The 12,026-nt window shown below is 75.9% G+C and carries 11 protein-coding genes; all 11 read left to right on the top strand.

The window, feature by feature from the left end; translation table 11 throughout:
• Positions 1 to 912, top strand: a complete 912-nt coding sequence (locus AB0D67_RS33415; RefSeq protein ID WP_362944874.1) for a universal stress protein — start codon at positions 1 to 3, stop codon at positions 910 to 912.
• A 274-nt stretch (positions 913 to 1,186) separates the two neighbouring features.
• Positions 1,187 to 2,056: a universal stress protein gene (locus AB0D67_RS33410; RefSeq protein ID WP_362944872.1), complete on the top strand. Its 870-nt coding sequence runs from the start codon at positions 1,187 to 1,189 to the stop codon at positions 2,054 to 2,056.
• The gene (locus tag AB0D67_RS33405; protein ID WP_362944870.1) at positions 2,056 to 2,562 is read left to right on the top strand and encodes a CBS domain-containing protein; all 507 of its coding nucleotides are present in this window, start codon (positions 2,056 to 2,058) and stop codon (positions 2,560 to 2,562) included. The genes AB0D67_RS33410 and AB0D67_RS33405 overlap by 1 nt, the downstream gene beginning before the upstream one ends.
• Positions 2,546 to 3,448, top strand: a complete 903-nt coding sequence (locus AB0D67_RS33400) for a universal stress protein (protein WP_362944868.1) — start codon at positions 2,546 to 2,548, stop codon at positions 3,446 to 3,448. Before AB0D67_RS33405 ends, AB0D67_RS33400 begins: the two co-directional genes overlap by 17 nt.
• A gap of 73 nt (positions 3,449 to 3,521) precedes the next feature.
• Positions 3,522 to 4,418, top strand: a complete 897-nt coding sequence (locus tag AB0D67_RS33395; RefSeq protein WP_362944866.1) for a universal stress protein — start codon at positions 3,522 to 3,524, stop codon at positions 4,416 to 4,418.
• Positions 4,415 to 6,961, top strand: a complete 2,547-nt coding sequence (locus tag AB0D67_RS33390; protein WP_362944864.1) for a heavy metal translocating P-type ATPase — start codon at positions 4,415 to 4,417, stop codon at positions 6,959 to 6,961. Before AB0D67_RS33395 ends, AB0D67_RS33390 begins: the two co-directional genes overlap by 4 nt.
• Positions 6,962 to 7,176: 215 nt before the next feature.
• The gene (locus AB0D67_RS33385; RefSeq protein WP_362944862.1) at positions 7,177 to 8,178 is read left to right on the top strand and encodes a nitroreductase family protein; all 1,002 of its coding nucleotides are present in this window, start codon (positions 7,177 to 7,179) and stop codon (positions 8,176 to 8,178) included.
• 97 nt (positions 8,179 to 8,275) lie between these two features.
• Positions 8,276 to 9,115 (top strand): universal stress protein, encoded by an 840-nt coding sequence (locus AB0D67_RS33380; protein ID WP_362944860.1) that lies wholly within the window; start codon positions 8,276 to 8,278, stop codon positions 9,113 to 9,115.
• A gap of 93 nt (positions 9,116 to 9,208) precedes the next feature.
• Positions 9,209 to 9,652: a CBS domain-containing protein gene (locus AB0D67_RS33375; RefSeq protein WP_362944858.1), complete on the top strand. Its 444-nt coding sequence runs from the start codon at positions 9,209 to 9,211 to the stop codon at positions 9,650 to 9,652.
• Entirely contained in the window at positions 9,649 to 10,941 is a 1,293-nt protein-coding gene (locus tag AB0D67_RS33370) for an ArsB/NhaD family transporter (protein ID WP_362944856.1), read from the top strand. The genes AB0D67_RS33375 and AB0D67_RS33370 overlap by 4 nt, the downstream gene beginning before the upstream one ends.
• A 65-nt stretch (positions 10,942 to 11,006) precedes the next feature.
• A complete protein-coding gene (locus AB0D67_RS33365; protein ID WP_362944854.1) occupies positions 11,007 to 11,921 on the top strand; it encodes an SDR family oxidoreductase in 915 nt (304 codons plus the stop codon).
• Positions 11,922 to 12,026 lie beyond the last annotated feature (105 nt).

The raw sequence follows: 12,026 nt of genomic DNA, 5'->3' as shown, positions 1-12,026 counted from the left end.
ATGGGCGGGCACGTGGTGGCCGGCACGGACGGATCGAGGCCGGCGTCGATCGGGGTGAAGTGGGCGGCCGACGACGCCGCCCGGCGCGGGTGCGGCCTGCGCGTCGTCCACGTCTGCGAGCCGTGGGCCTACGACCTGCCGTACGTGCAGGTGCCGGGCGTCCAGCCGTCCGGGGCGCAGGTGCCCGGCGCGCGGGTGCCCGGCGCGCCGGTGGGCGTGTCGCGCGCCTGCGAGGAGATGCTCTCCGCCGCCGTGGACCTGGCCCGCGAGCAGGCGCCCGGCGTGGAGGTGACGCCGGTGCTCGTCACCGGGCGGGTCATCGAGACGCTGCTGGAGGAGTCCCGCCGGGCGGTCCAGGTCGTCGTCGGCAGCCGGGGCCTGGGCGGCTTCGCCGGCATGCTGGTCGGGTCGGTCGGGGTGGGCCTGGCCGGCCGGGCGGCCTGTCCCGTGGTCGTGGTGCGCGGCGCCCAGGAGGCCGTTCAGGGGGAGATCGTCGCCGGGTTCGACGGGTCGGCCGCGTCCCGCGCCGCGCTGGAGTACGCCTTCGCCGAGGCCGCCCGCCGCGGCGCCCGCCTCCGCGTGGTCTACGCCTGGCACGCGACCGTGATGACCCCGTACGCGGCCGGCTGCTCGTCGCTGGCCGAGGACGCCCTCGCCTCCGGCCGGGAGGCGGTGCACGGGGTGCTGGAGTCGTGGATCGAGGACCACCCCCAGGTGGAGACGGCCGAGACGTCCGTCTGCGCCCACCCGGTGTCCGCCCTCTGCGAGGCCTCGGCCCGGGCCGACCTCGTGGTCGTCGGCTCGCGCGGCCTGACCGGGCTCGGCTCGCTCGTGCTGGGCTCGGTCAGCCGCGGCGTGCTGCACCACGCCCACTGCCCGGTCGCTGTGGTGCCGTCTCCGGAGGAGGGGTGAGACACGAGGGACGCGGACGGCGGCGCCCTGCGGGAGGAGGGCTTCGCGGGGGGAGCGGGAGGAGGCGGCGGAGGGGCCGCTTCACGGGAGGAGGCGGCGGACGGGCCGCTTCACGGGAGGAGGCGAGGGCGGGCTCCGGCCCGTGACGGCGACGGCAGCCGGACCGGAGCGTCGGCAACCGGACCGGAAGTCCCTGGCGGACGGGTCTTTCGGCCGCTGCGGCGGACCACGGCCCGGGTGTCGGATGGACGGTGATGAACCTGAGGAGGGTGACATGACAGCGCACGTACTGGTGGGTACGGACGGCTCCGCCCCGGCGCGGGCCGCGGTTCGATGGGCCGCCGACGACGCGGTCCGGCGCGGCTGGGCCCTGCGGATCGTGCACGTGTGCGAACCGTGGACCTACGACCTCCCGCTCCAGACCCCGCCGGGCTTCCGCGACTCCATGGCCGAGTACTGCCGGGGGATGCTCGAAAGCGCCGCCGACCTGGCCCGCGAGCACGCTCCCCAGCTGGAGGTGGACGCCGTTCTGGAGCCGGGCAGGATCGTGGAGGTCCTGCGCCGCGAGGCCGCCGACGCCCGGGAGGTCGTGGTCGGCAGCCGCGGCCTGGGCGGATTCACCGGCATGCTGCTCGGCTCGGTCTCCCTGGCCCTGGCCGGGCACGTGAACGCCTCCGTCGTGGTGGTCAAGGGGGAGCCGAGGGAGCAGCCGGCCGGCGAGGTCGTCGTCGGCTTCGACGGCTCCGCCCACTCGGTCGCGGCCCTGGAGTACGCCTTCGAGGACGCCGCCCGGCGCGGAGCCCGGCTGCACGCCGTGCACACCTGGCAGATGCCCGTCGTGGGACCGGGCGCCACCGCCTACACGCCGCTGATCGAGGAGATCGCCGCCTCCGAACGGCACATCATCAAGGACGCGCTCGCCCCCTGGCGGGACAAGTACCCGCAGGTGGAGGTGACCGAGACGGTGGTCTGCGGGCACCCGGTCGCGGTCATCCGCGACGCGTCGCGGAACGCGGACCTGGTGGTCGTCGGCTCCCGCGGGCTGGGCCGCGCCGGCTCGGCCCTGCTCGGCTCGGTGAGCCACGGCGTGCTGCACCACTCCCACTGCCCCGTCGCCGTGGTGCGCGCCCGAGGGGAGGCGTGATGGACGTGCAGAGCCAGCCGGACGTCCGCGACCTCACGGTCGGCCGGGTGATGAGCCGGACGCTCGTCGCCGTCGACCCCGACGAGTCGCCGCTGCTGGCCTGGGAGATCATGCGCCGGGCCGGCGTCCACCACCTGCCGGTCGTGGACGGCGACCGCCACCTGGTGGGCGTCCTCACCCGCGAGGACATCACCGCCCGCTGGTCGGGCGGCCCGGCCGAGCAGTCCCGGGTCCGCGTCCACGACCTGGTCTCCGGGCACCGCTGCCCCCGCATCTCGGCGCACGCGCCGCTGAGGGAGGCCGCGGCGGCCATGATCGGCGCCGGCACCGCCGCGATCCCGGTCCTGGGGGAGTCCGGGACCATCGTGGGGATGGTGACCACCACCGACGTCCTGCGGGCGGTGGCCGGCCGGATCGGCGAGGAGGCCGGCGACGGGGAGCCGCCGGAGCTCATGACGGGGATGTTCCGCCTGGTCCCGGTGCTGCCGCATGACTCGTGGCGGTGACGCGCAGCTCGCCGCGCGGATCCACTTCCTGTCCCGGGTCGCGTACGGCGCCGCCTCCCGCCCCCGCGCGGGACGCGAGATCGTCGTCGCGTTCGACGGGTCCGCGCAGAGCCGCGCCGCCGTCGAGTGGGCGGCACGGGCGTGCGGGGTGCGCGGCGGGAGGCTGACCGTCTGCCACGTGTGGGACGGCCCCCGGGCCGAACGCGAGGCGGCGGTGACCGCGCGTGAACGCGGTCTCGCCGGGCTCGTCCTGTCGGAGGGGGTGGAGCTGGCCGAACGGCTGCTGCCGGGCCGCGCCGTACGGCCGGTGCTGCTGCGGGGGGACCCCGGGGCGGAGCTGGTCTCGCTCGGCCGGACGGCGGAGATGCTGGTGCTCGGCGCCCGGGGCCGCGGCGGCACGGCCGGGCTGCTCGTGGGCTCGGTGAGCGCCCACGTCGCCGCGCACGCGGCCTGCCCCGTGCTGGCCGTACGGGGGACCGAATCGGCGGCGGGGCGCGCGGAGACCGTCGTGGTCGGGGTGGACGGGTCGGCCTGCTCGCTGGCGGCCCTGCGGTTCGCGCTCGGGTACGCCCGGGGTCACCGGCTGCCGATCCACGCGATCCACGCCCGCCGGGACGGGCCGGGCAGGCCGGGGGAGGAGCTGGAGCGGTGGGTCGCCGAGGCCGTCGCCGAACTGCCCCGGGGAACCGCCGGGGTGACCGTCACGACCAGCACGGTCGGCGGCCCGCCGCTGCCGGTGCTGCTGCCCGGCAGCCACCGGGCGCGGCTGCTGGTCGTCGGCTCGCGCGGGCTCGGCCCGGTGCGGAGCCGCCTGCTCGGCTCGGTCAGCCGGGAGGTGCTCCGGCGGGCCGGATGCACGGTGGCGGTGGTCAAGGACCGCGACTGAGCCCGCCGCGGGCCGGCGGGCCCCGCCCGAGGACCCGAGGACCCGAGGACGCGCAGGACCTGAGGAGGAGACCATGTTCCCGAACGACACCGGCCGGCCGGTTCCCGGAGCGGCCGGCGGCCCCGCGCCCGTCGTCGCCGCGGTGGACGGCTCACCCGATGCCGACAGGGCGGTACGGTGGGCCGCCGACGACGCCTTCCGGCGGCGGCTGCCGCTGCGCCTCGTGCACGTCGTGGAGCGCGGGCCGTACGACGTCCCCCGGTTCGCCGCCCCCGAGTGGCCGGGCGCGCTCGTCGTGAGCGGGCGCCGGGTGCTGGAGGAGGCCGAGAGCCGGGCGCGCGCCCACCAGCCGACGCTGCAGGTGACCACCGAGCTCATCGAGGGGTCCCGGACGAGGAGCCTGTGCGAGCAGGCCGGCGACGCCGCCGAGATCGTGCTCGGCAGCCGCGGCCTGGGCGGCTTCGCCAGCGCCCTGCTCGGCTCGGTGAGCACCTACGTGGCCGGGCACGTCCGCTGCCCGGTGGTCGTCGTCCGCCCCGGAGGGGAGGAGCACCGCCGCGAGGTCGTCGTCGGCGTCGACGACTCCCCGCAGTCCGACCCCGCCCTCGCCTACGCCTTCGAGCAGGCCAGGGTGCGCGGCTGCCCGCTGCGCGCGGTCCACGCCTGGCAGCTCCCGGTGCACGCCTTCGCGCCGGACGTCACCTACGACATGGACGAGGTCCGCCGCTACCAGGACCGCATGGTGCGCGAGAAGCTCACCGCCTGGCGGGAGAAGCTTCCCGACGTGCCGGTGATCGAGGACGTCTCCAGCGCCCACCCCGTCGACGCCCTCGTCGAGGCGTCGGCCGAGGCCGACCTGGTCGTCGTCGGCTCGCGGGGCATGGGCACGATCGGCTCGGCGATCCTGGGCTCGGTCAGCCGGGGGGTACTGCACCACGCCCGCTGCCCGGTGGCGGTCGTACGGGCATGAACCCCGACCCCGACCGCACCGGCCCGGACCGCACCGACCGCACCGGCCCGGACCGCACCGATCCCGGCCGGGACCGCACCGATCCCGGCCCGGACCGCGCCGGGCCCCGTCAGGACCGTGCGTGCCCCGGCCCGGACCGCGCCGGTCCTCGTCAGGACCGCGCCGGCTCCGGCCCCGCCGGCCCGGGGGCCGCCCGGGACACGGAGGGGACGGCCGCGGGGACCGCCAGGGACGCCGCAGGCCCCGGCCGCGTCGCACACCGGGCCACCGCCGCCCTGCTCGCCGTCACCGTGGCCGGGCTGGTGTGCGGCGGCGCGCTGTACCTGGCCGGCGCGCCCGCCGCGGCCGGCGTCGCGTGGGCGGCCGTCACCGTCGTGGCCCTCGTGCCCGCGGCGTGGTGGGTGGTCTCGGCGCTGCGCGGCGGCCGGGTGGGCGTGGACGCGATCGCCGTCCTCGCCCTGGGCGGCGCGCTCGCCGTACGGGAGTACCTCGCCGGAGCGCTGATCGGCGTGATGCTCGCCACCGGCCGGGCCCTGGAGGAGCACGCGCTGCGCCGCGCCCGGCGCGACCTCACCGCGCTGTACGAGCGCGCCCCCCGCTCGGCCCGGCGCTACGAGGGCGGCGAGCCCCGCCTCGTCCCGGTGGACGCGGTCCGCCCCGGCGACCTGCTGATGGTCCCCCCTGGCGAGACCGTCCCCGCCGACGGCGTGGTCGCCGCCGGCTCGGCGCTGCTGGACGAGTCGGCGCTGACCGGCGAGTCGCTGCCGGTGGAGTACCCCGAGGGCCGGCCGGTGCGCAGCGGCGCCGTCAACGCCGGCGCCGCGTTCGACCTGCGAGCCACCCGCACCGCGGCCGACAGCGCCTACGCCGGCGTCGTGCGGCTGGCCAGGGAGACCGAGGCGGAGAGCGCCCCCGTCGTACGGCTCGCCGACCGCTTCGCCGCCTGGTTCCTGCCCCTCACGCTGCTCGTGGCCGGGGCGGCCTGGTGGCTGTCCCGCGACCCGGTCCGCGCCGTCGCCGTGCTGGTCGTCGCCACCCCCTGCCCGCTGCTGCTGGCCGCGCCCGCCGCGATCGCCTCCGGCCTGTCCCGCACCGCCCGCCACGGCGTGGTCGTCAAGGGCGGCGGGGCGCTGGAGCGGCTCGGGCAGGCCCGCACACTGGTGCTGGACAAGACCGGCACGCTGACCTCGGGCCGGCCGGACGTCTCCGGCGTCGTGGCCGCGCCCGGCGCCGACCCCGGCGACGTGCTGCGCTGGGCCGCCGCGGTGGACCGGATGTCGTCCCACGTGCTCGCCGAGGCGATCGTCCGCACCGCCCGGGAACGCGGCGTCTCCCCGCCGCAGCCGTCCGGCGTGGTCGAGCGGCCGGGCACCGGCACCGAGGGGCTGGTGGAGGGCCGCCGCATCGAGGTCGGCAAGGCCACCGCCCCCACCCACCCGGAGTGGGAACGCGTCCAGCGGGCGCGGGCCGCCCTGGACGGCGCCATGACCGTCTGGGTGACCGCCGACGGCGAACCGGCCGGGGTGATCCTGCTCCGCGACACCGTGCGGTCCGACGCGGCACGGACCCTGCGCCGGATGCGCGAGGCCGGGATCGACCGGGTGGTCATGCTCACCGGGGACCGCCCCGAGGTCGCCGAGAGCGTCGGCGTGGTCCTCGGCGTGGACCGCGTGCTGGCCGGGCAGACGCCCGCGGACAAGGTCGCGGCGGTACGGCGGGAGACCGGCCGGGCGGTGACCGTGATGGTCGGCGACGGCGTCAACGACGCCCCCGCCCTGGCCGCCGCCGACGTCGGGGTCGCCATGGGCGCCCGGGGCTCGGCCGCCTCCACCCAGGCCGCCGACGTGGTGCTCACCGCCGACCGGCTGGACCGCCTGGCCGACGCCATGGACGTCGCCCGCCGCTCCCGGCGCATCGCCGTGCAGAGCGCCGCCGCCGGGATGGCGATGTCGCTGCTCGCCATGGCCGCCGCCGCGGCCGGGCTGCTGCCGCCCGCGGCCGGCGCGCTGCTGCAGGAGGCCATCGACATCGCGGTGATCGTCAACGCGCTGCGGGCGCTGCGCCCGGCGCGCGGCACCCGCCCGGAGGTGGACGCCGCCACCGAGTCCCTGCTGCGCCGCTTCGAGCTGGACCACTCCTCGCTGCGGCCGCCGCTGGAACTGATCCGCCGGACCGCCGACGAACTGGGCGAACGCCCCGGCCCCGAGGACCTGGAACGCCTGCGGGAGGTCCACCGCTTCCTCACCGGGCGGCTCCTCCCGCACGAGCGGGCCGAGGAACGCGCGCTGTACCCGGCGATGGGCCAGGTCCTCGGCGGCCCCGAGGTGACCATGACGATGAGCAGGGCGCACGCGGAGATCGAACGGCTCGTCCGCCGGTTGGGCCGACACCTCGACCTCGCCGGGGACGCCGGGCTCCGCCCGGAGCAGCTCGACGACCTGCGCTCCTGCCTGTACGGCCTGCACGCGGTGCTGCTGCTCCACTTCGACCAGGAGGAGGAGGCCTACTTCTCCCTCGCCCTCGGCGTCCGCTCCCCGGCGTGACCCCGCCGCGGCCCGGACGGCGGCCGGATCCCCGGCGTGGCCTCCGGGCGGAGGACGGAACCGTACCGGGGCCATGGTCCCTGCCATCGGGGACTTTCGCCGCTGACCGCCGGGCCGCCGTCCGGGGACGATCGACAGGAGGAGGCGATGATGACGACCAAGGATGTCCCGGGCGCGCGGGCCGCCTCCGCGCGGACGCCCGGCGGAGGACGGTCATGAGCGCTCACCCGATCGAGGAGATCATCTCGGCGACGAGGGCGGCGGTCCAGGCCGCGGTCTGGGCGCCGTCGGTGCACAACACCCAGCCGTGGTCCTTCACCGTCGAGGGCGACGAGATCGCCCTGCGCGCCGACAGCGACCGCAAGCTGCGGATCGGCGACGCCGCCGGCCGCGAGCTGCTGATCAGCTGCGGCGCGGCCCTGGCGAACATACGGCTCACGCTGCGCCGCCTCGGCCACGAACCCCTCGTGCGGATCCTGCCCGACCCCGACCGTCCCGCCCTGGTGGCGACCGTGCGGGTCGGCGGGACGGTCGTCCCCGACGAGCACACCGCCCTGCTGCACGCCGAGATCGAACGCCGCCGCACCCACCGCGCCGGGTTCACCGAGCTGCCCGTCCCCGAGCGCCTGGAGGAGACGCTGGCCGCCCAGGCCGCCGCCGAGGGCGCGCGGCTCACGCCGATCCACGCCGAGGCCGCCGTCCGGGTGCTCGCCGCCCTCACCTCCGCCGCCCAGGACGTGCAGTCGCAGGACCGGCTGTTCTCCCTGGAGGTGGTCCGCTGGGCCCGGCCCCCGGGCAGCATGCGGGGCGACGGCGTCCCGGCGGGCGGCTACCCCCGCGAGCCCCGGCGGACCCGCCCGCACTTCGCCCAGCGCGACTACGCCCACGGCCACCCCTGGGGCAACGACAGCGACCAGTTCTTCGGCACCTCCACCGGCACGGTCGCCGTGCTGACCACGCGGGGGGACTCCCGCGAGGACTGGGTCACCGCCGGCCAGGCCCTGCAGCGCGTGCTGCTGCACGCCTCGGCGTACGGCCTCAGCGCCGCCTTCCACACCCAGGCGCTGGAGGCGCACCACCTGCGGGAGTTCATCCGGCAGGAGCTGCTGTCCGGCGAGTACCCGCAGATGATCATGCGTCTCGGGTTCACCTTCGACGAGAACGCCGCCACCCGGCGGCCGGTCTCCGAGGTGCTGGAGGAACGCCCGCCGCACTGACGGGTGATCATTCGGGGGAGCGCCCGGAAGCGCTCGCGAGCGCACGGGAGCACCGTACGACCGGGCCGCGGGCCCGCGAGAGCAGGGGGAGGACACCGTGATCCTGGTGGGAGTCGACGGCTCGCACGCCGGCCTGGGCGCTGTGAGCTGGGCGGTCCGGGAGGCCCGCCTGCGCCGGACCGCGCTGCGCGTCGTGCACGTCATGCCGGCCTGGCCGCTGCGGATGACCGAGGGCGCCCCGTACGCCGAGGTGGGCCGGTGGATGCGCGACGGGGCCGCCGCCACACTGACCGGCGCGCTGGCCCGGGTGGAGGAGGAGGGCGGCGGCGTCGAGACGGAGACGGAGCTGCTGCCCGGCGAGCCCCGGAACGTGCTGCTGGAGGCCGCCCGGGAGGCGGAGCTGCTGGTGGTGGGCAGCCACGGGCTGGGCGGGTTCCGGGGGATGCTGCTCGGCTCGATCGCGCTCGGCGTGACCGGCCGCGCCTCCTGCCCGGTGGCCGTCGTGCGCGACCTGCCCGCCCACTCGCGCGGCGAGGTGGTCGTCGGCGTCGACGGATCCCCGGGCGGCGCGGCGGCCGTCGACCTCGCCTTCGCCGAGGCGGCCCTGCGCGGCGCCCCGCTGCGGGCCGTCCACGTCTGGCGGCGGCCCGTCGCCCCGTTCCCGGCGCGCGAGACGGCCGAAGACGAGCGGCGGGTCCTGGCCGAGGCCCTGGCCGGCCGGGGTGAGGGCCACCCGGACGTCAAGGTCGTCGAACAGGTGGAGCAGGGCCACCCGGTCGAGGTGCTCAGGGACCTGTCCGCGCGGGCCGACCTGCTGGTCGTGGGGTCGCGGGGACGCGGTGAGCTGGGCGGCCTGCTGCTCGGCTCGGTGAGCCACTCGCTGATCCACCACGCCGCCTGCCCGATGATCGTGGTCCCCGGCCCGCCGGAGCACTGATCCCCGCCGCGGCTTGATAGGTTGACCGGCGGGGTGAGCCGGGAAGTCTGGTCGGCAGTTCTGTCGTCGACCCCGAAAGTGCCGGTGCATCCGATGCGCGCCCGCGACCTCGTCAGCGAGTTCCCCACCATCCCCCTCGACGCCCCGGCGGCCGACGCCGCCCGGATCGTGGCCGACCGGCACCTGCTCGCGCTGATCGTCGTCGACGACGGCGGCTCACCCGTCGGCGTGCTGCCCGCCACCGCGGTGCTGCGATTGGCCGTGCCGCGCTACTGCCTGGACGATCCCGCGCTGGCCCGGGTGGTGGACGAGGCGCACGCCGACGCGTTCCTGCGGTCGCTGGCCGGACGCACCGTCCGCGACTGCATGCCGGACGACCCCCGCGAACTGCCGGTGACCGACCCCGACGCGACCGTGCTGGAGGTGGCCGCGCTCATGGCCCGCACCTCCAGCCCCCTGGTCGCGGTCATGGACGACGGGCGCCTGCTGGGAGCCGTCCTGCTGACCAGGCTGCTGGGCCGGGTGCTCTCGTCGTGACGGTCACCGCGTGGCTGGCGGTCGCGATCTTCCTCGGCGCGTACACGCTGATCGCCAGCGAGAAGGTCAACCGCGTCGCGGCGGCGCTCGGCGGGGCCGGCATCATGCTGATCATCCACGCCACCGACGGCCGGGCCGCGTTCTTCTCCGAGCACACCGGCGTCGACTGGAACGTCATCTTCCTGCTGCTCGGCATGATGATCATCGTCGGGGTGCTCAAACAGACGGGCGTCTTCGAGTATCTGGCGATCTGGGCCGCCAAACGGGCCAGGGGCCGCCCCTTCCGGCTCATGGTGCTGCTCCTGGTGATCACGGCGGTCGCGTCGGCGCTGCTGGACAACGTCACCACGGTCCTGCTGATCGCCCCGGTGACGTTCCTGGTGTGCGAGCGGCTCGCACTGCCGGTCGCGCCGTTCCTCATCGCCGAGGCCATGGCTTCCAACATCGGCGGCACCGCCACCCTGGTCGGCGACCCGCCCAACATCATCATCGCCAGCCGCGGCGGGCTGACCTTCAACGACTTCCTCGTCCACCTGGCGCCGCTGGTGGTGGTGCTGATGGTCGTGTTCATCGGCCTGTGCCGCCTGCTGTTCCGCAAGGCGTTCGTCTACGACCCCGAGCGCGCCGCCGAGATCATGCAGCTGAACGAGCGCGAGGCCATCGCCGACCGCCGCCTGCTGTGGCAGAGCCTCACGGTGCTCGCCCTGGTGCTGGCCGCCTTCGTCCTGCACCCCGTGCTGCACTACGAGCCGTCGGTGGTGGCCATCCTCGGCGCCGGGGTCCTGGTGGCGGTCACCAGGGTCACCACCGAGGAGGCGATCCGCGAGGTCGAGTGGCCCACCCTGGTGTTCTTCGCCGGGCTCTTCGTCATGGTCGGCGCACTGGTCGAGACCGGCGTCATCAAGCAGGTCTCCCAGGCCGCCGTCGAGGCCACCCAGGGCCGTCTGGGGGTGGCCGCCATCGGCCTGCTGTGGATCTCCGCCGTCATCTCGGCGATCGTGGACAACATCCCCTACGTGGCGACCATGAGCCCGATCGTCGCCGAGCTGGTGAACGCCAACGGCGGCAACGGCCAGGCGGAGGTGCTGTGGTGGGCGCTGGCACTCGGCGCCGACCTGGGCGGCAACGCCACCGCGGTCGGCGCGGCGGCCAACGTGGTCGTCCTGGGCATCGCCGCGCGCAACCGGACGCCGATCAGCTTCTGGCAGTTCACCAAGTACGGCCTCGTCGTCACCTTCGCCACCATCCTGGTCGCCACGCCGTACCTGTGGTTCCGCTATCTGGTGTGACACGGGGACGGACCGCCGGGAAAACATGACATCAGGTGTCCTCTTTTGGTGGCAGCATCGTCCCCATGCACAACACGCTGAAGGAGAAGGTCGCCGTGGTCGCCGGGGCGACGAGGGGGACGGGACGGGCCATCGCGGTGGCGCTTGGCGAGGCGGGTGCCACGGTCTACTGCACCGGCCGGACCACCCGCGGGGAACGATCCGAGATGGGCCGCCCCGAGACCATCGAGGAGACCGCCGAGCTGGTGACCCGCGCCGGCGGCAGGGGCGTCGCCCAGCGCGTCGACCACCTGGAGGGCGACCAGGTGCGCGCGCTGGCCGAGCGGATCGACCGCGAGCACGGCCGCCTCGACATCCTCGTCAACGACATCTGGGGCGGCGACATGTTCGCCAAGTGGGACGTCCCGGTATGGGAGCACCCGCTGGACGACGGGCTGCGCCTGATGCGCCTGGCGATCGACACCCACCTCATCACCAGCCACCACCTCCTGCCACTCATGATCAGGAACCCCGGCGGCCTGCTCGTCGAGGTGACCGACGGCACCGCCGAGTACAACGCCGTCAACTACCGCCTCTCCGTCTTCTACGACCTGGCCAAGACCTCACTCAACCGCCTGGCGTTCTCCATGGACCACGAACTGCGCCCGCACGGCTGCTCCGCCGTCACGCTGACGCCCGGCTGGATCCGCTCGGAGGCGATGCTGGAGCACTACGGCGTCACCGAGGACAACTGGCTCGACGCCACCGCCCGGGAGCCGCACTTCGCGATCTCCGAATCGCCGGCCTTCGCGGGCAGGGCCGTCGCCGCCCTGGCCGCCGCCGACGACCGCGCCCGCTGGTCCGGGCAGACCGTCTCCAGCGCCCGGCTCGCCCAGACGTACGGGGTCACCGACGTCGACGGCAGCATGCCCGACGCCTGGCGCTACATGGAGGAGGTGCAGAGCAAGGGCAAGCCCGCCGACGTCACCGGCTACCGCTGATCCGCCGGGCCGGGGGGGGGGGGGGGGGCGGGCCGCCCCCCCCCCCCCCCCCCCCCCCCGCCGGCCCCCCCGACGAAGCACAACCAAACCACACACAACAACGAT

Origin of the sequence: Streptosporangium sp. NPDC048047 (genome assembly GCF_040653115.1) — a bacterium.
Taxonomy (GTDB): Bacteria; Actinomycetota; Actinomycetes; order Streptosporangiales; family Streptosporangiaceae; genus Streptosporangium.
Note: the sequence above shows the minus strand (reverse complement) of the source record. Positions and strands in the feature narration are given on the sequence as shown.